This window comes from Acinetobacter piscicola, assembly GCF_015218165.1.
In the GTDB taxonomy this organism is placed as follows: domain Bacteria; phylum Pseudomonadota; class Gammaproteobacteria; order Pseudomonadales; family Moraxellaceae; genus Acinetobacter; species Acinetobacter piscicola_A.
Window position 1 is genome coordinate 2944520 of record NZ_CP048659.1, and the last position, 26169, is coordinate 2970688.

At 35.5% G+C, this 26169-nt stretch carries 23 protein-coding genes and 2 pseudogenes; 2 read left to right on the top strand and 23 right to left on the bottom strand.

Annotated elements, in window-relative coordinates:
• Positions 1–11: 11 nt before the first annotated feature.
• Together ltrA and G0028_RS14565 are read right to left on the bottom strand one after the other, a co-directional pair.
• Positions 12–1253 carry a group II intron reverse transcriptase/maturase gene (gene ltrA / locus G0028_RS14560; RefSeq protein ID WP_180047752.1) on the bottom strand — a complete coding sequence of 414 codons (1242 nt, stop codon included), beginning with the start codon at positions 1251–1253 and terminating at the stop codon, positions 12–14.
• Positions 1254–1766: 513 nt separating this feature from the next.
• Positions 1767–2467: pseudogene (locus G0028_RS14565) on the bottom strand (IS3 family transposase); the annotation flags it as partial.
• 170 nt (positions 2468–2637) lie between these two features.
• Between G0028_RS14565 and G0028_RS21260 the strand changes: the two are divergent.
• Complete coding sequence (locus G0028_RS21260) at positions 2638–2874, top strand: HipA domain-containing protein (protein ID WP_320109288.1); 237 nt, start codon at positions 2638–2640, stop codon at positions 2872–2874.
• A gap of 133 nt (positions 2875–3007) precedes the next feature.
• Here G0028_RS21260 and G0028_RS14575 read toward each other — a convergent pair whose 3' ends face one another.
• The 13 genes and pseudogenes from G0028_RS14575 to G0028_RS14620 form a co-directional block, all read right to left on the bottom strand.
• Entirely contained in the window at positions 3008–4042 is a 1035-nt protein-coding gene (locus G0028_RS14575; RefSeq protein ID WP_180047712.1) for an ankyrin repeat domain-containing protein, read from the bottom strand.
• Positions 4043–4048: 6 nt separating this feature from the next.
• Positions 4049–4651, bottom strand: coding sequence for an RHS repeat-associated core domain-containing protein (locus tag G0028_RS21390; protein WP_218946380.1), 603 nt, complete (start codon positions 4649–4651; stop codon positions 4049–4051).
• Positions 4652–4752: 101 nt separating this feature from the next.
• Positions 4753–4890 (bottom strand): RHS domain-containing protein, encoded by a 138-nt coding sequence (locus G0028_RS21395; protein WP_218946381.1) that lies wholly within the window; start codon positions 4888–4890, stop codon positions 4753–4755.
• Position 4891: 1 nt separating this feature from the next.
• Positions 4892–5320: a hypothetical protein gene (locus tag G0028_RS21400; RefSeq protein ID WP_218946382.1), complete on the bottom strand. Its 429-nt coding sequence runs from the start codon at positions 5318–5320 to the stop codon at positions 4892–4894.
• A gap of 298 nt (positions 5321–5618) precedes the next feature.
• Positions 5619–6017 (bottom strand): hypothetical protein, encoded by a 399-nt coding sequence (locus G0028_RS14585; RefSeq protein ID WP_180047714.1) that lies wholly within the window; start codon positions 6015–6017, stop codon positions 5619–5621.
• Positions 6018–6076: 59 nt separating this feature from the next.
• Positions 6077–6184: an RHS domain-containing protein gene (locus tag G0028_RS21125; protein WP_320109290.1), complete on the bottom strand. Its 108-nt coding sequence runs from the start codon at positions 6182–6184 to the stop codon at positions 6077–6079.
• A complete protein-coding gene (locus G0028_RS21130) occupies positions 6144–6533 on the bottom strand; it encodes a hypothetical protein (protein WP_227554733.1) in 390 nt (129 codons plus the stop codon). Before G0028_RS21130 ends, G0028_RS21125 begins: the two co-directional genes overlap by 41 nt.
• Positions 6534–6740: 207 nt before the next feature.
• Positions 6741–7520: a hypothetical protein gene (locus tag G0028_RS14595; protein WP_227554734.1), complete on the bottom strand. Its 780-nt coding sequence runs from the start codon at positions 7518–7520 to the stop codon at positions 6741–6743.
• A 1-nt stretch (position 7521) separates the two neighbouring features.
• Positions 7522–9609: pseudogene (locus G0028_RS14600) on the bottom strand (RHS repeat-associated core domain-containing protein); the annotation flags it as partial.
• A gap of 47 nt (positions 9610–9656) precedes the next feature.
• On the bottom strand, positions 9657–10808 hold the full coding sequence (locus tag G0028_RS14605; protein WP_180047718.1) for a DUF6396 domain-containing protein: 1152 nt from the start codon (positions 10806–10808) through the stop codon (positions 9657–9659).
• Between the two features lie 185 nt (positions 10809–10993).
• On the bottom strand, positions 10994–11932 hold the full coding sequence (locus tag G0028_RS14610) for a DUF2931 family protein (protein WP_180047720.1): 939 nt from the start codon (positions 11930–11932) through the stop codon (positions 10994–10996).
• Between the two features lie 84 nt (positions 11933–12016).
• The gene (locus tag G0028_RS14615; protein WP_180047722.1) at positions 12017–13366 is read right to left on the bottom strand and encodes a phospholipase effector Tle1 domain-containing protein; all 1350 of its coding nucleotides are present in this window, start codon (positions 13364–13366) and stop codon (positions 12017–12019) included.
• Positions 13359–16088, bottom strand: coding sequence for a type VI secretion system Vgr family protein (locus G0028_RS14620; RefSeq protein ID WP_194088732.1), 2730 nt, complete (start codon positions 16086–16088; stop codon positions 13359–13361). The genes G0028_RS14615 and G0028_RS14620 overlap by 8 nt, the downstream gene beginning before the upstream one ends.
• A 228-nt stretch (positions 16089–16316) precedes the next feature.
• On the opposite strand from G0028_RS14620, the gene G0028_RS14625 reads away from it, so the two are divergent.
• A complete protein-coding gene (locus tag G0028_RS14625) occupies positions 16317–16583 on the top strand; it encodes a PAAR domain-containing protein (RefSeq protein WP_180047194.1) in 267 nt (88 codons plus the stop codon).
• A gap of 66 nt (positions 16584–16649) precedes the next feature.
• On the opposite strand, the gene tssH is transcribed toward G0028_RS14625, so the two are convergent.
• The 8 genes from tssH to tssB all read right to left on the bottom strand — a co-directional run bounded on the left by tssH (position 16650) and on the right by tssB (position 26166).
• Positions 16650–19286 carry a type VI secretion system ATPase TssH gene (gene tssH / locus G0028_RS14630; protein WP_180047196.1) on the bottom strand — a complete coding sequence of 879 codons (2637 nt, stop codon included), beginning with the start codon at positions 19284–19286 and terminating at the stop codon, positions 16650–16652.
• Between the two features lie 17 nt (positions 19287–19303).
• The gene (tssG, locus tag G0028_RS14635; RefSeq protein ID WP_180047199.1) at positions 19304–20287 is read right to left on the bottom strand and encodes a type VI secretion system baseplate subunit TssG; all 984 of its coding nucleotides are present in this window, start codon (positions 20285–20287) and stop codon (positions 19304–19306) included.
• 10 nt (positions 20288–20297) lie between these two features.
• A complete protein-coding gene (tssF, locus tag G0028_RS14640; RefSeq protein WP_180047201.1) occupies positions 20298–22178 on the bottom strand; it encodes a type VI secretion system baseplate subunit TssF in 1881 nt (626 codons plus the stop codon).
• Between the two features lie 9 nt (positions 22179–22187).
• Positions 22188–22667, bottom strand: coding sequence for a type VI secretion system baseplate subunit TssE (tssE, locus tag G0028_RS14645; protein ID WP_180047203.1), 480 nt, complete (start codon positions 22665–22667; stop codon positions 22188–22190).
• Between the two features lie 5 nt (positions 22668–22672).
• On the bottom strand, positions 22673–23431 hold the full coding sequence (locus tag G0028_RS14650) for a type VI secretion system accessory protein TagJ (RefSeq protein WP_180047205.1): 759 nt from the start codon (positions 23429–23431) through the stop codon (positions 22673–22675).
• Between the two features lie 73 nt (positions 23432–23504).
• Positions 23505–23990, bottom strand: coding sequence for an Hcp family type VI secretion system effector (locus G0028_RS14655; protein ID WP_180047207.1), 486 nt, complete (start codon positions 23988–23990; stop codon positions 23505–23507).
• A 162-nt stretch (positions 23991–24152) separates the two neighbouring features.
• Positions 24153–25640, bottom strand: a complete 1488-nt coding sequence (gene tssC / locus G0028_RS14660; RefSeq protein WP_180047209.1) for a type VI secretion system contractile sheath large subunit — start codon at positions 25638–25640, stop codon at positions 24153–24155.
• 13 nt (positions 25641–25653) lie between these two features.
• Positions 25654–26166, bottom strand: a complete 513-nt coding sequence (tssB, locus tag G0028_RS14665; protein ID WP_180047212.1) for a type VI secretion system contractile sheath small subunit — start codon at positions 26164–26166, stop codon at positions 25654–25656.
• Between the last annotated feature and the right edge of the window lie 3 nt (positions 26167–26169).

The window sequence follows — 26169 nt, forward strand, 5'->3', positions numbered from 1 at the left end:
TCCGGCTCCCATTATCCAACCGTTGGTAAACATCCCATTTTCCAGTGCACAAAGGCATTTGGAAAATCACGCGCAAGTCGCCCTAAGGCATATCTAGCCCGTCTTTTATGACGGGCCAAGTTTTTATACTTACGCCTCATCCAGCGTATAAGATAAGCATTCATGTGTTGCCAGATCGCTGACATTGCTGAACCATGGAATCGACCATAGTATTGCTGCCAACCTTGAAGAATTGGATTGAATATTGCAGATAAATCACTTAATTCGCGATTACACATCAGATGTAGATGCCATTTCCGAATAGTCTGTCGCATTGCTTTAAGTGCATCACGACTGACTGCAGGAGAGAAATTTACATAAACTCTTTTATACTTGTCCACAGCCTTACGGGGCCTAAACGTGTACCCGAGAAAAGTAAATTGAACATCGGGATATGCTTGGCGACGATTCACATCTTGGCAATAAACAATCTTTGTCTTATCTGGATGTAATTCGAGTCCACATTCACGAAATCGTGCACCAATCTTTTGTAAAACAAGTTTGGCTTGAGATAAACTTCGGCAATGAATTACTCCATCATCCGCATAGCGGCAGAATCTTACACTCGCAAGATTCTTGGTAATCCACATGTCAAAAGCATAATGCATAAATAAATTAGCCAATAGAGGACTGATAACTCCACCTTGCGGTGTGCCGCGATTCCTTTCTAAAACTTGACCATCTACATTTTGCATAGGTGCTTTTAACCAGCGTTCTACATAGAGAAGAATCCATGGAATTTCGCAGTGTTTCTTAAGTGCACGCATGAGTAGATTATGATCAATGTTATCAAATAAACCTTTGATATCAAATTCCACAACCCAGTCATACTCCCAACTTCGTCGCCTCACCATAGCTATCGCATCATGGGCAGAACGCCCTGGACGATAGCCATAAGAGTTTGGATGAAATAGAGGATCAATCCGTGGCTCCAATATAAGCTTGACAGCTGTTTGTGCTACTCGATCCGCTACTGTTGGAATGCCTAACATACGTACCCCACCTGATTTCTTTGGAATCGGTACACCTTTGACTGGCGATGGAAAATAACTGCCTGAACAAAGTCGATTCCATAGTTTATACAGGTTGCCTTTTAAGTGGTGTTCGAATTGCTCAATAGATTCATGATCGATGCCTGCAGCACCGCCATTCTCTTTGACTTTCTTAAATGCCTCCCAGATTAACGCTTTAGGAATGTTAAATGGTTTGGTCATAAAGTTTTGCTCCTCCTGCTTGCACAGTTGACAAATCCGTAGACCTGGATAATGCAACCCCTTCGCTCCATTACCATTACAGTAACTTCAACACTACTACGAGTTGCTCCGCCCCTTGGTGACGCATTGCTATTATCAGCCTTGCCTTTTGAGCTTGTGCCTTTCGCTTGACATCGCCACCGAAGGTTCCCGCAGTTCAACGTAAGAGCCTGAATTAGGATCGCGCTGCCTCTACGCCGGACACCGAATGGCCCGTAAGCAGGTAACGGCCAAACTGATCGCGGGGCAACATCCATCCCCGGTTTTGATGTCATTTGAGTACTTTCGACACTTGAACGGCAGTTCACTGGTGTTCGCCTTCCTAATTCTTACCTGACGCCTATACAACGCCTTTTCCATAACGCTCACGACCGGGACTTTTGATCCAAGCCGCTTATGGTGGTTTGCTACCTGCTCCTGCAAGCCGATAGCGAGGGGCCATACCCTCATCTCTTACGCCGCTTGCTGCGGCACACTAATGTCACTTACCCACGCAATGTTTGGGGTAGTCTCTATAAAGTTTTGCTCTAACAAATTATTGTAAACAGAACGATTGTGATCGCTATTTGTTGTCCTTTTGAAACGCTTATGACGCTTACAATACAGATGATTCTGCTGTTTAATGCAACGTACTGCATACTCGCTAATTTGAATGCCTTGTGACTGTAAATACCTTGTTAAGCGAATATGTCCATAACTTTCTTTAGTTTCTTGATGGGCAATTTTGACCAAGATGGTCTGTTGGTTTCTTTGAATAACTCGTTTACTTAAGCCCCGCTTTAACCAATCATAAAACCTTGATATTGAAATTTTTAGCAACCTAGCCATCATTATTGTTGGATATGTGTTTTTATGCTCTTTCATATAAGCGTACTTCACTGATTTTCCTTGGCAAAGTACGCCGCTGCTTTTTTTAGAAATTCTCTTTCCATTTCGGAAGTTTTAAGTTGTTGTTTCAGCTTCTTATTTTCTTCGAGTAGAGCAACGAGATCAGGCGAATATTGTTGTGTGCCAGCTAATGTTCCTGCCTTTGCTTTTTTATGCCAATTCGATAGCGTTTGCATGGAAATACCGAGTTGTCGTGCTGTTTCGGAAACATTACCTTTGTTTTCTTCAATGGCTTTTATTGCTTCAGCTTTAAATTCTGTTGTATAAATTTTTTGCTTTTTACTCATGGTAAACTCCTGTTGAGTAAGTTTAGTTTACCAAGTTAAAGTCTCCGTTTTTATCAGCACACATCACTAAAGCGAGTATCCCCAATGCAGTAACACCTCAGACATATAGAACCGTTCAATAAAAGGATTTGATTGTAAAATCCTTTGACTCAGAATTTCTATTACTCACAGTGAATGAGTTTGTCTGTATGGAAGCCGTTAAAGCATGTGAATTAGAACCACCTAAAACGTATTTATCTGAAAATTTAGAAACCTACGTTGTGGAGCGTTTTGACAAAAATCATGATGGTATCAGACTTAGCTATGAAGACTTTACCATGCTCATGAAAAAGTCTAATGATCCTGATACAAAATATAATGAGAGTTATGGGATCATTATTAAAAGCAACACACCTATATACAGGTAACATAAATGAAGTTGAAAAGTTGTAAGCTGTGTATCGATAGGCATTTGAGGTTATTCAGTTTTTTGTCGTGATTAAATTGTGACTCAAATGCCTATTCTTTATCAAATTTCTTATCCCTAATTCACGTTAATTATTAATTATTTTTAGAGACAACAAACTTATGTTCAAAAAAGTCTTCATATATAGGATAGCCACGTTTATTATTAGGCCAATTATAACTACATCTCTCAAAATCATCTAACTTAATATTATTAATATCAAATTTTTTCATTCTTTGATCAACAGGAATCAAAATATTAACTACTTTATCAGGATTTTCAAAAAACTTAGTAATATTTAATACTTGTATTTTATTTAAATTAATCGGAACATTATATTCAAAAAAAACACCCAAATAATCAACATCACCAACAATACACTCATTATTCAAATCATTCAAAACTTTAAAGAAAAAACTATAGTCAGTATCATAGTAATCTTTTGAATTATTAAGCGGCCAATCATAGGTTATAAATATAATATTAACTATATTTCTATTTTCAGAAAAAATAAAATTTGTCCTGTTGTTTAGAAATCCAATTTTAACAACTGAATCTAGATAAATAAATTCATAGTTCAACACCTTACCAATATGATCTAAAAGATGCCTAGGTTTTTCTTTAATATTAAAACCTCTAGAAGAAATAGCATTATTACTTAAAAGCAACTCAATATATTTATAATATTGCCTTCCTTCTAATTCATATAAAAAATAAGCACTATCTAAAATAGTTCTATTTAGTTTGGGTATAAAATAGTTTACATCAACATTATATTTCAAAAGTAAATTAAAAACTTCAAAATTATCTTCACTTAATGAAATATCCAAAGGATTTAACGATGATAGAGGAGAACCATTGGGGTCTCCTTTATTCATTAAAATAAGCTCTACCATTTTATAATCATTATGAAGACATGCCCGTGCAATAGGAGTCTCATATAAAAAAATAGTTTTATTTGCAATAGAATATTTTTTTAATAAATATTCAACAATTTTATATGACTTTTCATTAATAGCATCAAAAACTAAATCAATTACATCTACTTTATGACTAATATCATTCAACTCAATACTAAATTTAGCAATATCATCATTAGTAATATACTCATAAATTTTTAAAGATTTCATAAATTATTACCTCATGTTGTTGAAATCTCGTCCTAATTGCTTCAATGCTAACTCAATAGCATTTGCAGGATCACGTCCTGTTTTGAGAGCCGTATTTTTTGCTAAACTCAAAACATCATATACTCTTTTTGCACTAACTTGTGTATGAACTCCACAACCATTTTCAGCCCAAACAAAATTTCGAGGGTCTTTATTGATATCAAAAGTTCCCCCATTTGTCGTTAAATATTTTTTTACTATCATTTGCGATGCAGTTATATATCTTCTGTCACTGTCATTCCAATTCGCAGGCGCATTTTCTCTAACAATATGATGCATATGTGGAGATTTCATATTGTTAGGTGGAGCACCAAGGGCCTTTTTATCATCACAACACATTTTACATTTTGCTAACCCTAGAGGATCCACCCACTCCACAGGATTAGGCGCATAAGCAAAGGTATTAAATCCACCCAACAACCCAATCGGATCTTTACTAATAAATCTTCCTACATAAGGCGAATAATACCTATAACGGTTGTAATGCAACCCTGTTTCTTGGTCGAAATATTGACCTTGGAATCTCAGATTGTTGGTGATGATTTCACTATCCCAAATATCACGTTTCATATGGTTTTCAGGTTTACCACTCGAGCAAAGCTCTCGTCTTGCGCTTCGGGAAAAACGTTGTTTTTCTTATCCTCGCTCACCCATTCCTTATAATTCGCACTTCAAACAATCGCACCTGTTTGGTCACTCATTTCCTGTGGCGTACCTAGATGGTCACAATGGTAGAACCATACTCGGTCAAATGCGTTGGCTTTTTGTTCCGTATACCACAGTGGGTCTTTGTCGTAATCGTAACCCACTTCACTTCGTTACATCTTGCGCTTGGGCAAAGCAGTGCTTTGCTATTCCTCGCTCATCCCACTGTGGCGTCTGATGCTGATTAATCTGTTGGCGGTAGGTCGCCTGAATTAGAGGAACAAAGCTGCCATTTTCATAAACATAATGCTTGGTATAAAGGTTGGTTGACTCATAAGCCAAGGTGTCACCATCCCAACCATATTGCGTGGTTTCGGTATAGTGACTGCGTCCTGCTTGGATGTGTTGTTTAGATTTTTCTATACGTCGTCCGAGTGCATCATAACGGTAATGCGTTTCGGCTTTATCATTTTTACTACGAATGAGCCTGCCGAGTGCATCCCATTCAAAGTGTTGTATATGTCCACCATCACTTTGTTTGATGAGTTGTCCGTATTCGTCATATTGGTATTTTTGATTGATGTAATCCTGCACCACATTATTGATGAGGCTGTTATAGCCGTGTTTATGGGTCGGTTCAAAGTAGGTGTCTTGACGTGTATTGCTATATGGGCTTTGTTGATGGCTTTGTGTTTTGTTTGGATTAATGATGTTGGTTAATGGGTTAGGGAAAACTGCACCTCTAACCCATAGCTATTATTATAGATAAATAATTCTCTGTGACTACATTTTTCAATTAAGTTAATAAATATCAAAATATTATATTAATATTAAATATAACCTAAAGATTCTATCTAGCTTTATTAGATTTATTCAAAAAATCCATTGACAACTATAAACTGAAGGAAATATCGGCTGTGCCATAATCAAGTATTTCATAAGTTTCAGCATTTATTTGTAATCCACGCCCATGTTCTCGCTCAAAATCAAGACTAAATTCTAATCCAAAAATTATATAATCAGCTGATTGTTCACTTAAAACATATAAGGTTATCAACCTTAATCCCTTAGTATCTCCTGTATCTTTAAAGACTCGATCTTTTGCTATTTCAAACCATTTACTAGAACTATTAATAAATGTAATAATTTTATTTTTAAAATCATTACTTACGATTTCTTCAGCTAAACTTAAACCATCTGACAATGCTAAAATGAAGGGCTCTTTTTGCTCCGCAATTTTTACATCTGATAACATTAAATTTTCATCAAAAATAATATCTTGAGGTTTCATTTTCATTTACTCCATAAAATTAAGAATGTGGGCACTTTAACTTATTTAATTCTTTAGCTTTATCTATTTTGGTCACTCATTTCCTGTGGTGTGCCTAGGTGGTCACAATGGTAGAACCATACACGGTCAAATGCGTTGGCTTTTTTGTTCCGTATGCCACAGTGGATCTTTGTCGTAGTCGTATTGGTTTGTCCACTGTGGCGTTTGGTGCTGGTTGATCTGTTGTCTATACGTCGCTTGAATTAAAGGAACGAAACTACCATTTTCATAAACATAATGTTTGGTGTATTGATTTGAGCTTTCATACGCCATGGTGTCACCATCCCAACCGTATTGGGTGGTTTCAGTATAATGGTTTCGCCCTGCTTGGCTATGCTGTTTCTGTTTTTCAATGCGTCGACCCAATGCATCGTATCTGTAGTGGGTTTCTACTTTGTCATTTTTACTGCGAACAAGCCTACCCAATGCATCCCATTCAAAGTACTGTAAATGTCCACCCTCGCTTTGACGGATCATTTGACCATAGTCATCGTATTGATATTTTTGGTTGATGTAATCCTGTACCACATTATTTACAAGGCTGTTATAGCCATGTTTATGGGTAGGCTCAAAGTAGGTGTCTTGGCGTGTATTGCTATATGGGGTTTGTTGATGACTTTGTGTTTTATTTGGATTGATGTACTTGCAAAGTCAACTGTAAATGTCAACAAACCCTATTTAAACTTAATACATACCGTTAGTGATACATAGTTGTCCAGTTGGATATTCACCTTGCCAACCACAGGGGAAAAAATTACTTTTATAAGCATCCAATAAAAGATTAATTAATTTTTCTGAATATTTAACATAAGTTGCCATTAATATCAGATGAATATCACTTTCTATATCATCTAAAAAATAATAAAAAACCTTATTATTATCATCAATTTTTTTTTCTATAACTTCATTCAAATAGTTTATTTTTTCTTCAAATAATTTTATATTTATTCTTTCTCTAAAAATAATGCTATAAATTTCTTTTGAAATACTACTTCTTAAATCATTCCAACTCTCATATGGTTCATCTACATCTTGATCGTGAGCTATCACTTTTGCCAAATTAAAATCTACGATTTTAAAAGTATTTTTATTAAATACTTCTTCAGTAGATTTACTCGTTAAAAAATTATGTTCAAAAAAACAATAAATTTCATTAAACTCTTCTGAAAAACCTAATATTTTGTCTTTTATCAGCTCTGAATTTTCTTTCATTAAGTTCTCAAATTTTTTAATTTTATTGTATTCACCACCTAATGCTTTAAACTTAGTTATTAAATAATTAATTTTTACTTTATTAATTTCAACTTGTTTAAATTCAACTTCAACAAGTAACAACTCAATAACACTTCTTAGTAAAGCTTCATCATCACTTTCAACTAAAATTTTTTCAAGAATATTTGTAGCTTCTACAAGCTTATCAAATTTTATTAATTTTTTCGCATAATCTATTTTTTGAGTATTCATTTTAATATCTCCTAGATGATTTGATATATCTAGCCCAATCTCCATTTTTCAAACCTGTTGGTTCATCACAAATAGTTTTATATAAGGGAAGTTTTTTACTTCTTAATGCTGAATCTAAACTTCTTTGCAATTCTTGAACTGCTCTCTTTCTACCATTTGCATCATTAGCATATTTTTTACCTATATGATCTAATTCTGATCCAACAGCTTTATTATAGTCTGAATGATACCCACTATGAGAACTAATAAAATCATTCGGTTTTTTGGGTAACATCATTCCATTTGAAGCACTATTCATTTTAAAACCAATATTTTTTAAAGTATCATGATCTTCAAAATCTTCAGGTATAATATGGTGAGCTTGCTTACCAGGCCAATTACATTGCCCCGTAACATTTCTTCCTAACTCCTTTGAATTTTTTTTCTTTCTTTCTAACCCTAAAGGATCAATCCACTCCACTGGATTCGGTGCATACGCATAAATATTATTACCACCCAACAATCCAATCGGATCTTTACTTATAAACCGTCCTACATAAGGTGAATAATAACGATATCTGTTGTAGTGTAAACCTGTTTCTTGGTCGAAATACTGACCCTGAAAACGGATGTTATTGGTAATAATTTCACTATCCCAAATATCTCGTTTGCTATGGTTTTCAGTTTTACATTCACCCCAAGCTTTGTAATTCGCACTCCAAACAATCGCCCCTGTTTGATCCGTCATTTCCTGTGGCGTACCTAGGTGGTCACAGTGGTAGAACCATACTCGGTCAAAGGTGTTGGCTTTTTGTTCTGTATGCCATAACGGATCTTTGTCGTAGTCGTATTGGTTTGTCCACTGTGGCGTCTGGTGTTGGTTAATCTGTTGCCTGTACGTGGCTTGTATTAAAGGGACAAAACTACCATTTTCATAGACATAGTGTTTGGTATATTGGTTGCTACTCTCATAAGCGAGCGTATCGCCATCCCAACCGTATTGTGTGGTTTCGGTGTAATGGTTTCTACCAGCTTGAATGTGCTGTTTGGATTTTTCAATCCGTCGACCCAAGGCATCATATCGGTAATAGGTTTCGGCTTTGTCATTTTTGCTACGAACAAGTCTGCCAAGTGCATCCCACTTAAAATACTGTAAATGCCCACCTTCACTTTGGCGGATCATTTGCCCATAGTCATCATATTGGTATTTCTGATTGATATAATCCTGCACCACGTTATTGACGAGGCTGTTATAGCCATGTTTATGGGTAGGCTCAAAGTAGGTGTTTTGTTTGTGGTTATGTATGCCTTGATTTGAGTGCTGTGTTTTGTTTGGATTGATAATGTTGCTTGCAGGGTCAAAGGCAAAAGTTTCTTGTCCCAGTGCGCTATTGGCTTGGAGTAAGCGTCCAACTGGGTCATATTTGTATTCGATATGTCCACGTCGTTTGTCGTGGATATCCGTCAGTTGTCCGACTTTGTCATAGTGATACAGTCGTTTCAGTAAGGCTTTGGTTTGGCTTTGCGCATTGTTTTGTTGCGTATTTTGATTGGCAGTATAGCCTGCTTCATTGTCCTGTTCGATATGTTGCAGGATTAAACGTCCCACTTGATCGTATTGCTGTTGTTGGCTCAGTCCATTGGCATAGTGGCGTTCGATTTCTCGATGCAAATCATCTCGTTTAAAGCTGACGGTGTCTTTACCATTGAGCGCCAAGCCGTAAACATGCCCACTACCATAAAGTAACCAATCCACTTTTTGTCCATCGGGACGGTGGGTGGTGGTGCGATTATTCAGTTCATCGTAGAGGTGTTGCCATACTGCTGTACGTTGGGTTTTGCTGTCATGATGATGTTCATGGCTAAGGTTACCCACTTCATTATAGAAAAATTGTACACGGCTGCTCTCATTTTTCGCTTGGATCAGTTGTCCATTGCCATCGTAGGCAAATTCTTCACTAATCGCATGTTCTAGGCGTTGTAGGGCATTTTCAGCATTCAGTTCTTCTGCATCTTCATCTTGCTCAAGGAGCAATTTTTCAATGTTGTGGCTAAAGCCTGCGGTACGTTGGATTAAACGCCCCATGGCATTATAATGGAACGTCTGTACTTACTTTAGAGTTCATATATCGATTCCTACGATATAGTTTTTATATTTTATTTCTGCAAGGTCAATCCTGTCTTTGGATCTAAGCCTTTGGCTTTTGCTAATCTTTCAACAAGTGCTTCGCTTGGTTTTTCAGGACTTGGTCCTTCATACCAACGTTGAAATGCAATCTTTCCATCCCATGCAGGCAGTTTAGCAGGAGGTAAAGGGACGATTTGGTCTAAGTCAGGAACTTTGGGGTTGAGATAGTCGTTTGTTGATAAATAATCTTGGATAATGGCATAACGTTTACTGCGATCAAGATCAAGATCAAGATCAAGGTTAAAACTATTATCTGGAGAATCCTTTGGAATATCTTTTGATTTAAAATCAAAAGCATGCATCAATCTTAAAGCACCCTGATTACTACCTTGCTTAGTTGCATTATGAAATGCTTGTAAAGCAACTTTCAGGTCTTTTTTATCACGAGTTTGCATTCCATAAAAAATACTTGCTTCTCCATACCCATTTTCTGATGAACATTTTACTAATTCTTGTGAAAATTCCCATCTTTTATCATGCGTAACATCATCCTGTATTTGCATGATCACATTCGATAATTCAAATTGTGCTTCTGCACTACCCAACTCAGCAGCCTTCCTTAAAAATTTATATTGCCCATAGTCTTCTGTTGTCAAATCCCCATTTTCTATGGCACCATAAGTTTTATAGTAAGCTGTTGCTGGAAGCTGTTTTACTAGTTCTTTATTCAAATCAAATATTTCTTGCTCGCTATCGACACTTTTTATTTTTCCTTCTTCAAGCAAGTACTGCAATCGTACATTGGCTTTATAATCACCATTGGCTGCTGCAATGCGGTAGTAATGAGCTAGGCTGTCAAATAGGCCTTCTTTTTCATCCCATAGATTATGTAAATCATGGTAATACGCATAATTATAAAGTGCTTGAGTTTCAGGAGATAGTGCTGGTTTTTCTTGAATTTTGCATTGAAAAGTATAATCTTGTATAAATTGGTTTGCCATTTGTTTATCCTGTTTTCGTTGTTTTGCTTCGCAATAGGCTGGGCGTGGCGCACTCGGTCCACCTCCTAAGTCTAGGCTGAAATCACAGTCAAAAAAATATTTTGCTTTATAGCCTAAAAAAACAATTAAAATAATAACGATGCTCAAAATCGTATAAATAACTTCTTTTTTATTCTTCATAAATCAATCCTATGATTTTAGAGAATCTCGTGGATATAAACCCCTCTAAATGCTTAAAAAATACTCTAATCGCTTATAGAGTAGCTTTTGCATTTTTTCTCTGATCAGACCTTCATCTAAAAAGTTATATAACACTAGAAAAATCTCACTTAAATTTTCGGGAGCATTACCGTTCAACTGCAACATTAACGTACTAATTCTGAAATACTAAAATCATCAAATTCAATTTTTTGATCATCTTGTTGAAAATATAAAAAACCATGATCAGCATCTGGAAGATCAATGAATACATTCACCAAAGAGGTATTTTTAAAATGCTTCTTATAAAAATCATAACTATTATTCAACTGTATACGATAACGCTTTACTTGACCTTGATCTTCAACATCCGCCACAATTTCACTAGGAATACTTTTTATTTCTTGTTGGGCGGTATTTTCAAATAGTTGCGTATATTCGCCATTTAATGTACGTACAGCATAAGCCAATATTTTTTTCTCACCTTGAATATTTAATCGCCAACGCACTGCTGTAAAAAAATCTTCTTTATAATTCTGATCGATTTCATTCACAATGGTGCCGTAATCTTTTTTCATGGCGATCCTAAATTCTGCTTGGCTTATGACCTCCTGACCTTGAATTGCCCATGTTTCATGAACATGTTGTGACCATTCATATTGAATGGGTTGTGCCTGATAGGTTGCAAGAAGTTGTGTAGGAATACCATTTAAATAGACATATACTTTCCCTTTTGGCGCCACATTCACAACAATTTGATCATATTTTGTGACCCTATTTCCTGCACGTGTTGTAAACAAATCTAAGATTTTTTCATCCTTTAATGCATGGGCGATTTTTTCTTTTGGCAAATCAAATTCACCGCGCCAAAATTGATTTTCGGTCACAGAGAACCACATGACCTCCATTTTAGAGGGGACTTCCATCACCATCGCAGGTGAATTTTGTACGCCACTGCCTAATTGTCCTTGCGTGGCATTATCTCCACCAAAATGGGTGATAACATCTCCCTGATCGTTTTTTAACACAGAATGAGTATGATTATATTCCGAGATATATCCTTTGGGATAACCCACGTAAACCGCATAATTTGCCTGCTCAAGCATATTTCTTTTCCATAAAACTAAAACACAAATAATCAAAATGCCAAGAAGGCTACATATCAAAATAATCTTTGCTTTTTTATTCAATTATCTAAATCCTTCAGTCACTTGTGGACGTATCGGATTGCTATAATTATAGGATTGATCGGCATTTCGTGTTTTACTTAAAATTGTTCCACCATTTGCAATAGTTCCATAACCCAATGAATTATGAATAAATAAATTATATATGGTCTTCATTTCTTCTGGATTATTTAAAATAGGAACATGATATCCTCCTCCTTTCTTCTGATAATTTTGCAAGACATATGCTAATGCACCTGAATAAAAACGATTTAAAAGATCAATCTTTTTCATATCATTTACGCCTCGCTCTAAAGAAGAACTACTAATTTTTTGATAAGATGCTCGTCGATTCGCAAGTTCATACATAATATTTCCGACAATAAATTGATAATGAAAATATGTTTTCCTATTAGCATATAGTTTAGGTATGAAATTATCGCGCCCGCTCATCTCCATTTTTTTTGTTATTTGCTCAGTTTTATAATATCCTTTATTCACAAACCATTGATAATCAATATATTCAGCACCTTGATACTGCGCAGCTCGATCTTGCCGACCTAATGCTTTGTTAGTTTCTAAATAAATTTCAGAATATCCACCACCGATATCTGAATGTGCGCCAGGAAAACTACATTCAAAGCCTATACCGTCTCGAATAGCCCCTCGAATACGTGTTAGAGGGAAATGTTCACGATAATCATTCTGCGCTGTTAAATGTGCAATGTAATTAATACCTTCAGGTTTACCAATATCTAAGCCTAATTCTCTGACATCGTTATAATGTCTCGTTCCATCTGATGAAACTGTATCGAAAATGCCAACAAAATTAATTTTTGCTTTTTTCCATTCTTCATGTTTCTGATCGACCCACGCCCCTCCTAATGTCGACCTTAATAAATGACAAAAATATCGTGCCCAAGCCGCACCTCGACTAAAGCCATACACATTAATCACGACATTCGCTTTATTTCTACTCCCAACAAGATTATTTAAACGATGTAAGAGTTCAGAAACACGTGTCCATCGCCCCGATCCTCCCATTGCTAGCCCCAAACCACGACTATCATCTGATTGACCCTGTGTTGTACCAGATCCTTCGGCATATAATTTCTTCACGGTATCTGTTTCCCGCATCGCCATAAATAAAAGTGCAATATTTGAATAATAATTCTCATAACTTACGCTTCCATCTGGCGAGCTTCGAGGATTCGTTCTATGTGATGCGGTATTAAATCGATTATTCCCCGTGCCATCAAAAAAAACATGTACTGTAAATATGTCTAGGTTGGCATCAACATGAGTATTTCCTGGAGGTGTTGTATTTCCTATAGTAAGTGCTTGTTCTCCTGGTTTTTTTTGAATTTCAGCCATTATTTTCTTGTACCTCTTCATTTTCCATGTCTTGATAAATTGTTACTTTTTTTGTTTCAAATCCTGTATTAATACGTGTTGTAAAGCCATTTTCATCAGTTTCTCCTTTAAAAACTTCCTCATTATCTCCAATCACAATTTTGTATTTAAAACCAGCCAATACATTGCCATGCTGATCTAAAATACGAAAAGCTTCATCATTGGTGCCTTTAAACGCAGGTAATACATAGGAAATTGTTTTTTCCGACTCAAATTTATGATGATTTGCATGTACAACCCAACTATTTTGACTACCTTGTTCAATTCCATTTTTATCAATTTTGATATAATTGCCATTAACATTGAGTAAAATTTCTTCAGCTGCCACGATCTCAATTTTTTGCTTTAAACTCATCATTTTTACACTTTGATCAGCAATGAGTTCAATCTCATCACTTTGTGCTTCAATTTGTATTTTTCCTTTCGCAGCAAATAATCGCGCTCCTAAATTTTGGGCAAATAATGAAATTCCTTTTGCAACACTAGCAAATAAATTATGCTCACTTACTAAACTAATATCTTTTTTGCTTGTGAGTGCAATATGTGCTTGGCTTGATAAATGTGTGCCTTTTTCAGAAACAACCGCAATACCACTTGATGACCCCATCACAATTTCAGAGGTTGATAGTTCGGGATATTTTGTTTGTGCAGTACCCTTTATTTCTGATAATTGTTTGTTAAGCTCAACCTGTACAGTTTCATCAATACTACGCTCATCTGCTTGATGATTAATTGCAATTTCTGACTGTAATTTATGTACATCCACAGCATTTTTTAAATGCACAATGCTTTCTTTAATATTTTTAACAAAACTTTCCGCATTGGCTTTGGCATAGGTACTGACAATTAAACCTTGCCCTGAACGAATCACCCCATGCCCATCGGTACGTAGCTCAAAACCTTGCCCACGATAATCCTTACGTCCGCTCGAATCAGGAATACGGGTGATATAACCCAAGTTCAATTCACTCGATTGATGGTCAGATTTTAAATGGACTTGTACTTGTCCTTGAGTGTCGTCCATCACCAATTGGTTGGCTTGGCTTCCGCCCAATTCTTTCGACTTAATCCCTGAAAGTGCTTTTTGATCAGGCAATTCCCACAGTGGCATGTGTTCAGGATTGGTCAAACGTCCTGCCACAAAAGGCATATCAGGATCACCATTAAAGAAATCGACTATCACTTCCTGACCAATCCGCGGTAAATGAATGGTTCCGAAATTATTACCTGCCCAAGCGGTGGACACCCTTAACCAACATGTATTGGTACCATCGCTATAGGTCCAATCATCTTCATCTTTTGGCCTAAGACTCGGATGTAAGCGATCCCAATGGAATCTCACCTTCACACGTCCATATTGATCGGTATAAATCTCCTGTCCTTCTGGTCCTACCACTGTAGCGGTTTGTGGTCGTCCTTGTGGCTTGTCTAAGGTTCGATCTGGGCGGAAGATTTGTGCATCGGGTTGAACTAAAAATTCCACTTTGGAATCGTAGAATTGGTTATCGGCTTTCTCTTCACTGAGGTCTTGAATGATGGTCTGTGTACCGAGCACGAGCCAGCCTTGGTTAGCATCTCCATTGGGATGGTTTTCTAGGTTAAAGCGATAGCCTGTTTGTAAGCCTTTGAGATGTCCTTTGCCTTGCGCACGATAACCATGTTGATAGAGTTGTTCAACCCGTTGTTTGGCTTTGTGCTCGCCACCATCTTCCGCAGAGATAAAATCACCTTGTTGCCATTCATAAATTTCTTGTTCAGCAAAATGGTGATCCCATAAGAATTGATCTTGGGCGGTTTGGGTTAGACTGGGTTTTTTAAATTGGAAATCGCTGAGCTGAACTTTACCACTGACCAACTGCTGTGCAGGCTCAAAGAATTCAATGTATTCGGCTTGATTGGGAAAGCGTTGATTGGGTGGATAAATACTGAGCTTACGATAGCCTTCGGCATCCATTTCTTTAAATGCGGCATTGTGATCTGAAAGTACGAGGGTTAAATGGTTTTGGCTATGTTCAAAATGGAAATTGATGCCATGTTCTTGCATCAACCGTTGAATAAAAGAAAAATCATCTTCGCCATACTGGGCTTGAAAATCTAATGTAGCGTAGTTGCCACTGCAACGATATTCTACAGGGTAAGGATAGCGTTCTAGGACTTCTTCAATGATGTGTAAGACGCTTTTCTTTTGATAAATTTTATAGTTTGTGGTTTTGGTCAGTAGCCACAGCCAAGGCACCAAAGTGATTTTATAGGTGGCATGACGGTTACGTACAGGCAGGACTTCAACTCGATTGACCAGACCACGGTAAAAACGACTTCCACTAAAACTGCTTTGTTCAGTGTATTCACCATGATTATGGTTACCGAGTCCCAATTGTGAATATTCTAATTTTAATCCATCAAGGCGAATACGTACTGCGATTTCAGTGCCGATTAGACTTTGTAGATTCAGATCTGAACCTGGTGTTCCGCCATTGTCGGCTGTTTGTTTGGAAACAAAGCCTTCCAATCCACGATAACCATGTGCAGGATTATGATATTCATCCCGAACTTTGACAATGAGCTGATATTCAAACAGTTCATTGATTTTTTCAGATCCTGAAAGAGAATCGAACCAAAAAAAAGCGGTTCCATAGGGACTGGTCGGTAGGGCTTCGCCGAATAATTTTATCTGATGGTTCATTTTTAATAAATTTGTAGTGATGAGCTATCTAACTATTAACTATACTTTATAAACCTATTTTTTTAAGTAGCATTATGTTAATTAATATTTAAAATAACATAAATACAATAAGTTATCAAAATCTCATGTAAATACATCGAATCTTTAACTTAAATTTACATTTCTAATTTCAAATTAAATTACTAAATTTGTTAAAATCCAAACACATTATAATTATAGATTTTATTTATGACAAAACCAATTATAACCTTAGGAAGTACAACCTCACATGGTGGCATTGTCAGTGAGGTCGATTCATCCATGACTTTGAACGGTATTGCTGTACACCTCGAAGGCATGTCTCATTATTGTCCAAAATGTCAAACCACAGTAACTGCAATTGCAAGTGGACAAACACCAAAACTCAAAGGTCGAACTGTTATTTTACAAGGAGATCAAGCCTCATGTGGGGCAAGTTTTATTGCCATTCAAACTACCGTTACTTCAGCAGGCTAAAATTTAAATAAAAAGAAGAGTTTTTCAAAAACTCTTCCTCAATATCACCAAAATATTGAGATAGAATTAAGTTAAATATTCATAACTCAATTGTTGATCTTGAATATTTATCTTAATTTGTTTAATTTTATCGTCTCCCCCCATAACAGACAGTATTTTTAAACTGAGTTCAGGCAAAATATGGTTGCTAATAATAGCATCAATCATTCGACCACCCGACTCTAGTTCGGTACAACGTTCTACAATATGAGTCAATACAGTATCAGAATAACTCAGTTCGATTTCATGATTTGTATAAATCCGCTTCACTACACGATTTAATTGTAATTGAACAATTTTTTCCAACATTTCTTGTGAAAGAGGATAATACGGAATTGTTTGGATACGTCCTAGCAGGGCAGCAGGAAATACTCTAAGCAATGGCTCACGTAAGGCTTTTTGTAGACCATCAACTGTTGGTTTTAAATCTTCATCTTGACAAAGGTCCATAATCAAGTCTGATCCAACATTAGTAGTCAAAATAATCACTGTATTTTTAAAGTCAATATAACGTCCTTCACCATCTTCCATCCATCCTTTATCAAAAACCTGAAAGAAAACCTCATGTACATCTGGATGTGCTTTTTCGACTTCATCAAGCAAAACTACACTATATGGTTTACGACGCACAGCTTCAGTTAAAACACCTCCTTCACCATAACCAACATAGCCTGGAGGTGCACCTTTTAAGGTTGAAACAGTATGTGGTTCTTGGTATTCGCTCATATTAATTGTGATTAAATTATGCTCACCACCATAGATCGTATCCGCCAAGGCCAATGCTGTTTCAGTTTTCCCAACACCTGAAGGACCTGCCAACATAAAGACCCCAATAGGTTTATTTGGATCATCTAACATTGCACGTGATGTTCGAATCCGCTTACTAATCGCATCTAAACCATGTGTTTGACCAATCACACGTTGATTTAGAACATTTGAAAGATCTAAAATGCGTTGTACTTCATCCCCAAGCATTTTACCAACAGGAATACCTGTCCAATCAGCAACAACTTGTGCAACTAACTCAGCATCTACAACAGGAAAAATTAAAGACTGTTCAGCTTGAACTTTACGTAACTCAATTAAAAGTTGTTGTTGTTGCTCTCGTAAAGCTAACACCTCTTGCTCAGATCGATTTTCAAGTAAATCTTTTGGTATATGTAGCTGTTCACGCACTTGTTGTAAATGATCAACAATTTGCTTCTCTTGTTGATATTGTTGTTTAATTAAATCTCGTTCAGCAATATAAGATTGAATACTTTCATCTATTTTGATCAATCGATTAGCATTCACTTGGTGCCCAAATTCTTGTTGCTTTAATAAATGACTCTTTTCCTGTTCAGCACTTAAAATAAGTTGCTGAATTTCAGTTAGACGAACTGGTATTGCACTTAAACTGACCGATACACGTGCACAAGCGGTGTCTAAAATACCAATTGCTTTATCTGGCAACTGACGGGCAGGAATATAACGTTTAGATAATTTAACTGATGCAACAACGGCTTCATCTAAAATTTTAACTTGATGATGCTGTTCTAAACGCTCGACCAATGCACGTAACATTGATGTCGCATTCTCCTCAGAAGGTTCTGCAACTTGTACAGTCTGAAAACGACGAGTTAATGCTGGATCTTTTTCGAAATATTTTTTGTATTCTGCCCAAGTCGTTGCACCAATAGTTCGTAACTCCCCACGTGCCAAAGCAGGTTTTAACAGATTTGCAGCATCTCCAGTACCAGCTGCGCCGCCTGCACCTACTAGAGTATGAATTTCATCAATAAATAAAATAATTGGCTTAGCACTCTCATTCACTTCACGAATAACAGATTTTAGACGGTTTTCAAACTCACCTGTAACACTCGCACCAGCTTTTAAAGCACCAATATCAAGCAGATAAATTTCAACATTTTGTAAAGCAGGTGGTACATCTTGCTCTGCTATCTTGATCGCCAAACCTTCCACAACTGCAGTTTTCCCGACTCCTGCCTCACCTGTAAGCAGTGGATTATTCTGTCTTTTTCTCAATAAAATATTGATCATTTGACGAATTTCATCATCACGTGCAGTCACAGGGTCTAACTTCTTCTCACGCGCTTGCTGGGTTAAATTCGTTGCAAACTTAGCTAAACTGGATTGACTAGTACTTGATATTTCATGTGCAGTAGCATCAGACTGGATTTGTTGCTGCTCAACCGAATCTTTGCACAGCTTAAATAAGTCTTCCTGCAATAACTCTGGACTAATTTTTGAAAATTCATCTGATATGTTCAACAAAACTCGTTTAAATGGCGTTGAAGTCAATAAACAATATATGAGATGTCCACTACGAATATTTTGACTCGAAAACTTCAATGAACTATATAACCAAGTTTCTTCAATCAGTTGGATAATATCATCAGAAAAATCATTTACTGAGGTATGTCCACTTTTTAGCTGACTAATTTGTTGTTCAATATCATTCAAAATCTTTTCTTGATTGAGTGAAAAATGCTGTTGGATGAAAAATAAATCATTGTCACTTTGCTGTTCGAGTTGATATAACCAATGTAGAATCTCTACAAAACGATTTTCACGCAATTTTGCAAAGAAAAAAGCATTTTCTAAACTTTTATACAGTGTTTTATTGAGTTTTGAAAATAATGCTGAACGACTAACCTCTGACATGTATGCATCCTCTAATTTTAATATTCTATAATGACTTCTGGATTTGCAATAGGCTGACCAAGCCAAGAGGTATACCCCAAAGCAAGTCCTTGCCCCAATTGTTGTTGTGAAATAAACTCTTTATCAACAATAAACTCAGCATCCCATTGAAATTGATGCCGTGTATAATGTTCAACCCATTCTGCGAGTTTTAATGCAGCCTTCTGACCTCGTAAAAATTTTAAATATTGCTCAGGTTTAATTGGTCCAATGCGTATACGAATTTTTTGTGTTGCATCAAAAATTTTATCTCCGATCAATAAGCCCTGTCCAAGCATCAGTTTATTAGGATTAGATAATTGTGTACTAAATTCTGATGCATCAATCCATTGCCCAATATTTTGCAAAATTTCCACAGGTACATCAAAATAATTTTCAATAATTACTTTTAAATTATCAATTGGCATATTTTGATTCAGTAATAAATTAGCAGCATCAAATTTTGAATAATGATGAATCTCTGTTTCTAATTCTTTGCGATGCTCTAACCCTAAAATACTCGCAATAAAGCGGCTAAAATGCCATGCATCTTTGCCTTCTAGTGAAACAATATCTTGTGCATCACGCCAAGATTTATAAAACAAAGCAATCAAACGATTATGAAAAATATCGACAAAATCATTAAATGTATGATCTTTTTGATGAATTCTTCTTTCATAAATTTGTTCTGAAATATGAATAGGCAAGGCACCATTTGGTCCAAATAATCCAAAACCTTTAATATCAACATTTAAAATATCATTTTTTTGCTCTAAATGATTGATTTGCTTATCTGGAAAAGCTAGAAAAGCCGTTTGAGTAAATCGAACTTTATTTGTACCAAATCTTTTTTCATCACCAATTTTATGCTCAAAATTACATAAACTTTCCAATGAGCGAATAAGCGCAAATAACTGCATTTGCCCAATAAATTCATGACGGTTAAGTAATTCAAACTCATTTAAAGGATTGACATCACTCATATCTAAACCCTCAAATACTTGAATATTGAGCAATTAAAGTATTATTTTGATTTTTTAAGCTCATTTCAACAAATTGGTTAATCGGTGAAAATCCTTTAAAATACTCCAACAATACTTTTCCCCACAAATATGGGTGAACGTGACTCATGAGCATATCATCAATGATGATATTAAAATGTAAACCTGTAATAGGCGTCAATTGATGCTCTATCCTTTTGACCTTACGGGTTTTTTCCGCACGAATATTTTGTATAGCATTTACCTGTGCCTTAAATGCAACATTTGCGGTTATTTCAAAAAACAGATATAAATTATTTTTAATTTGCTGAGTTAAAGCGTTTGGATTAGCATGATCTAAACTAATAAAATTTGAAGATAATAAGTTAAGCAAACGCCAAAGTGAGGCATTTTCCATAGGTGCTGAAATGGGTTGAGTAAAACTTGAACGTCGTTTAATTTTATGAACTTTAAAAGAATCATCTGTCATTTTTAAATCACGATCTAAACTCCAACTGATTTCACTTGGCAAAGCACGATTACTACACCATGCAGTAACAGCAAGCTGATCTAAATCATCTTCGATAATGGATTTCAATTGATTGGTCAATAAAACATAGCACTCACTACCTTTATAGGAGTGTTTTTTATTTGAGATATTCGATTGCTTATGAAACTCTGAAAAAAAACCATAACCCGCTTGGTCAAAATGACCTGTATCATTGGTCAATTTATAAATCGGTTCAAATGTTTTAACTTGATGATTAAGCTTACTATACCCTTCAATTTTATCAATTTTAATGACTTCATAATCAACGGGGCGTAATTTATCCATTACAATATGTTGTTCATTCACAAATTGGTCAACAATAATACGTGCTTTTTTACTGAACACATTGTGAATAACCACACTATTGAAGCTAAGGCTATCATGATCAATATAGCGATCTAATAACTCAGACGTATCATTAAACACACACTTGAACTGTAGCTGTAAAGGTTTCAATAAAATTTGATCAGTATCATTCTCATTAAATTTTATTACGTGCTGACGAATCAACTGCACAAATACATCTTGTAAATTTTCTATTTTAAAAAAGAGATATTTCTCAGGTAATACAGCGTATTCAAGAATATGCTTCAAATAATTAGAACTGCGCGTATTATAAAACGCCAATGATTCATTGAAACCAACAAAATTAAACTGAGGTTTAAATTTATAATGCCATTGACTATTCTGCTCACTTTCAGCAAGTTCGACTTGAAATCCTTCACACTTTTCAGCTAAGAAATAAAGTAATTCAGAACTGACTTTTAAATCATGTGCAGAAATAAACCAACGTAAATTTGATACATCAAGTTTATCTAAACAAAAGCCTGTGGGTAAAATAATATCAAAACTTAGCAATGATTTTGATTTGTTTTGCGATATAGATGCTTGTAGAACATCTACAAGCTTATGGCTATATTTAATATTTTCAAGTAAAAATGGAACAACTTGAATCTCATTACACGTCGAAAACTTACAGGTTGCATTACCCTTTGAAATATCGAGTGTACTAATACTACTCAATTTGGGCACAGTAAATGTAGATTTACTTAGAGATTTTAACTCTACAACAGCAGCACTTGGAATAGATTGAGTTAAATCAGGATGAATCACTTTTAAAATATGTTGTACAAACTTAGGGTATTCAGCATCAATTTTTAAGTTTACACGTGCCGTTAAAAAACTCACAGCTTCAATTAAACGCTCTACATAAGGATCTTCAATTTCTGGTGCAGATAAACCTAATCGAGTTGCAGCACGAGGATGTTGTTGTGCAAATTCTTTCGATGCATCTCGGAAATATTTTAACTCTTGATGATATTTCTCTAAAAATACCTTATCCAAAATTTACCCCTAATTTATAAGATCAAAGTTTCCAGTTTCAACATCTAAGTGTGTTTTAAGAACAAATCTTTCAGGAAACGGTGTTGATTTAATATAGCCTTTAATTTCAATATTCATTAAATTATATTTTGCTTTATTTTCTAAACCGAAAATACATTTTACTTCCAAATTAGATTTCAATATTCTTGGCTCAAACAGACCAATTGCTTTTTGAATATTTCGCTCTACATGCCCCCAATCAATCTCAGAAACACGCTTTCCAGAAATAGGTTCAATACCAAAATTCAATACTGAACTTTCATATTCAAAAATTTGTTCATCTTCTTTTGAATAATAATAACTTGGTGTATTTAACAAAAATAATAAATCTCGGATAACCATTTGTTTCATCTTCTGATTATCTAGCCCCTTAACCCCATCCAAATGATGCTCTTCTGTAAGACGATCAAATAATGAAGCAATATTTTTATCACTACGATTTTTTATCATGGGGTTTAAATACTATAAATATTTGCAATATCCAAAATACCAATATCTAGTGTGGTATTGCTAAACGTCTTTTGACCAAGCGCAACAGCAAAATCACCTAGATTTTCCCAATTCGTACTCCGGGCGTACAGTAAACTATCTTCTAAATGCTGCTGTTCCGTAAATGGATAACGTACAGGAACAAAACAGGCAATGCTTTGTTTATTCTTTAAAATAATTTCAGCTCTACGCCAAATTAAGTCCGTTAAAATTTCAGTCGGTTTAAACTGTACAGACTCTATGTCAGCTAAACTTAGCCATGTATATCTGTTTTCTTCAAAAATTTCAAAGATATGACTAAAACGAATATCTGTATCTATAAACTCATCTTGGATTTCAGTCAGATCATTCAATTGTATTAAGAAATTTGGCTGTACTTGTTCATGCAACTCTAGGAAAAGATCATTTAGAGTATTTGGTGCTTGTAACTGTTTCACAATCTTTTGTTGAATTGCAATGTCATGATCTTCAATATAAGGCATGGCAGAAGAATTAGCAGTATAAACATCTAAACGCTGAATTTCACACGCAATATTTCCAAGAAATAAAGCTCGTGTTTGTTGATCACTAGGATTCAGTTTTAAATATTGGTTAAGGTTTTTTTTTGCCTGTTGCCATTGCCCAGCCATACAATACAACTGAATTAAGTGCAGTCTAAGATTATGATTTAAAGGATTATTTCTAATCTGCTCAATCGTTTTAGAAATATTTTTTTGAAGTGACATAATATAATTATTTCAAATAAGTAAAATAAAAATTAGCGCAGACTAAGCTACGCTAATTTCAAATCAAACAGAATTAACCTGTAGATTTGTTAAGCTTGATATCATAAGCCATTTGAGTTTCAGGGCCACGGCCACCACGCTCAGTTTGCTCCCAATACTGATTCTTAACTTTGACAGCTTGGAACTTATAGTTTACGAATAGCACTTCATTTGTTTTAGAACCAACAAACTCAACAGCAGTCACAATGACATCCTCTAATGTAATACGAGAATACTCAATTTGCTCACCACCTGCTTTACATACGGAAACTTCAAGCTTAGGAATATGACGACCAATAGCACTATGCTTTAAAATAACTGGTGCTGCCTTATCAATTGCTGCAGTAATATTAAGATCCTGAAAATTAACTTTACCTGCACCACCACCACCACCACTTGTTAAAGTCGCAGGTTGACTAGCACCCCAAGTAAAATCTTGTACATCAATCCAATCTCTATGATTTGAGTCTTTCGACTCACCATTAATTCCATCGATTTTTAAAAAAATATCAATAGCCATAAAATTGCCTTTTTTGATAAATAAAATTTATAGTTGTACAACTTTTATAATAAGCACAATAATAAAACTTTACCTTAACTAGGTACGTTTTATGTGCAGTAAAAAAATAGCATACTTGCTCACAATTTTCTAAGGCTTATACACTAAGTATACATTTCTTTACTATTCCTTCCTCAAAGAAGGAAGTTTTGAAACTAAACGCAAAGAAACAGTTAAACCTTCAAGTTGATAATGTGGCCGTAAAAAGAATTTTGACGCATAAAAACCAGGATTATCTTCAATTTCTTCAACAATGACTTCAGCTGCTGCTAATGGCTTACGAGCTTTAGTTTCTTGTGATGAGTTAACAGGATCACCATCGACATAATTCATTAACCAATCGTTCAACCAACGTTCCATTTCTTCACGTTCACGAAAAGAACCAATTTTGTCACGTACAATGCACTTTAAATAGTGGGCAAAACGACAGCATGCAAATAGATATGGCAAACGTGCTGAAAGTTTAGCATTCGCTGTTGCATCTGAATCTTGATATTCAGCCGGCTGTTGCAATGATTGTGCACCTATAAATGCAGCCAAATTTGAGTTTTTACGGTAGATCAATGGCATTAAACCATTATTCGACAATTCAGACTCTCTGCGATCACTGATTGCAATTTCTGTAGGGCATTTTAAATCCACACCACCATCATCTGTCTCAAAAGTATGCGTTGGTAATTCTTCAACAATACCACCTGACTCCACTCCACGAATTGATGTACACCAACCAAATTCATTAAATGAACGGTTAATATTCACAGCCATCGCATACGCAGCATTTGCCCAAGCATAATCTTCATGACCATGAGTGACTTCTTCAAAATTAAAGTCATCAACAGGGTTTTCTTTAAAACTATAAGGTAAACGTACCATAAAACGTGGTAGTGCTAAGCCCAAGTAACGTGCATCATCTGACTGACGCAAGTTACGCCATGCAGCATATTCAGTATTTTGGAAAATTTTGGAAATGTCACGTGGGTTTGAAAGCTCTTGCCAAGATTCCATCTGCATTAGACTTGGATTAGCACCCGTAATAAATGGACAGTGAGATGCTGCTGAAATTTTTGCCATTTCAGTCAAAATTTCAACATCTTGTGCACCATGATCAAAATGATAATCACCCACTAAACAACCAAATGGTTCACCACCAAATTGCCCATATTCCTCTTCATAAATCTTCTTAAAGATAGGGCTTTGATCCCACATCACACCTTTAAATTTTTTAAGATTCTTACCGAGTTCTTTTTTACTCAAAGGCATGAATTTAATTTTGAGCAACTGATTAGTTTCAGTATTATTTACAAGATAATGCAAACCACTCCATGCACTTTCTAGCTCTTTAAAATCTTGATGATGAATGATTTTGTTGACCTGATCAGAAAGTTTCTTATCAATCTCAGCAATAATAGCTTCGATCGTTTGATAAGTATCATTTGAATGCTGCACTACACTTTCTAGGGCTTGACGAGCTAATGTTTTTACAGCCTCTTGCACAGCATTTTCTGCTTGTTTTGATTTTGGTTTAAATTCTTTATTAATTAACTGCTCAAACTCATTAGTTTGGAGTGTTTCAGTCTGTTGTAAAGATTCTAATTGTGAAGTATTAGACATAAGTAATCCTTATTTAATCTTTTGAATCTTCGTTTTGCTTAGAAAGGCTAGCCAATGACTTCAGTAAATCATTATCTGCTAACACCTTGCTAATCAATTCTTCTGCACCTGTTTTACCATCCATATAAGACAGTAAATTTGATAATTCAGTACGCGCATCTAATAATTCTTTTAAAGGTTCAACTTTTTGAGCAATACGGTTTGGAGAAAAATCTTCAATGCTTTCAAATTCTAAATCAATATTAAGATGCCCTTCATTAGTCAAAGCATTCTCAACACTAAATGCAGCTCGTGGTTTAATTGATTTCATACGGTCATCAAAATTATCCACATCAATTTCTAAAAAACCACGTTCATTTAAGTTTGGAAGTTCTTGTTTTGATTTTCCAGCTAAATCTGAAAAAACCCCCATTACAAAAGGTAATTCTACCTTTTTCTCTACACCGTAAATTTCAACATCATATTCAATTTGAACACGTGGCGAACGGTTTCTAGCTAAAAATTTTTGTCCTGAATTCTTGCTCATATT

Bases quoted from the DNA above. Each gene is read 5' to 3' on its own strand.
- G0028_RS14615 (WP_180047722.1), bottom strand. From the start codon at position 13,366: ATGGCTGAAATTCAAAAAAAACCAGGAGAACAAGCACTTACTATAGGA.
- G0028_RS21390 (WP_218946380.1), bottom strand. From the start codon at position 4,651: ATGAAACGTGATATTTGGGATAGTGAAATCATCACCAACAATCTGAGA.
- tssC (WP_180047209.1), bottom strand. From the start codon at position 25,640: ATGTCTAATACTTCACAATTAGAATCTTTACAACAGACTGAAACACTC.
- G0028_RS14575 (WP_180047712.1), bottom strand. From the start codon at position 4,042: ATGAAATCTTTAAAAATTTATGAGTATATTACTAATGATGATATTGCT.
- G0028_RS14610 (WP_180047720.1), bottom strand. From the start codon at position 11,932: ATGCTTGAGCAGGCAAATTATGCGGTTTACGTGGGTTATCCCAAAGGA.
- tssB (WP_180047212.1), bottom strand. From the start codon at position 26,166: ATGAGCAAGAATTCAGGACAAAAATTTTTAGCTAGAAACCGTTCGCCA.
- G0028_RS21130 (WP_227554733.1), bottom strand. From the start codon at position 6,533: ATGATCCGTCAAAGCGAGGGTGGACATTTACAGTACTTTGAATGGGAT.
- tssH (WP_180047196.1), bottom strand. From the start codon at position 19,286: ATGTCAGAGGTTAGTCGTTCAGCATTATTTTCAAAACTCAATAAAACA.
- G0028_RS14605 (WP_180047718.1), bottom strand. From the start codon at position 10,808: ATGAAGAATAAAAAAGAAGTTATTTATACGATTTTGAGCATCGTTATT.
- G0028_RS14655 (WP_180047207.1), bottom strand. From the start codon at position 23,990: ATGGCTATTGATATTTTTTTAAAAATCGATGGAATTAATGGTGAGTCG.
- G0028_RS14650 (WP_180047205.1), bottom strand. From the start codon at position 23,431: ATGTCACTTCAAAAAAATATTTCTAAAACGATTGAGCAGATTAGAAAT.
- G0028_RS14585 (WP_180047714.1), bottom strand. From the start codon at position 6,017: ATGAAACCTCAAGATATTATTTTTGATGAAAATTTAATGTTATCAGAT.
- ltrA (WP_180047752.1), bottom strand. From the start codon at position 1,253: ATGACCAAACCATTTAACATTCCTAAAGCGTTAATCTGGGAGGCATTT.
- tssG (WP_180047199.1), bottom strand. From the start codon at position 20,287: ATGAGTGATGTCAATCCTTTAAATGAGTTTGAATTACTTAACCGTCAT.
- G0028_RS14620 (WP_194088732.1), bottom strand. From the start codon at position 16,088: ATGAACCATCAGATAAAATTATTCGGCGAAGCCCTACCGACCAGTCCC.
- G0028_RS14595 (WP_227554734.1), bottom strand. From the start codon at position 7,520: ATGAATACTCAAAAAATAGATTATGCGAAAAAATTAATAAAATTTGAT.
- G0028_RS14625 (WP_180047194.1), top strand. From the start codon at position 16,317: ATGACAAAACCAATTATAACCTTAGGAAGTACAACCTCACATGGTGGC.
- tssE (WP_180047203.1), bottom strand. From the start codon at position 22,667: ATGATAAAAAATCGTAGTGATAAAAATATTGCTTCATTATTTGATCGT.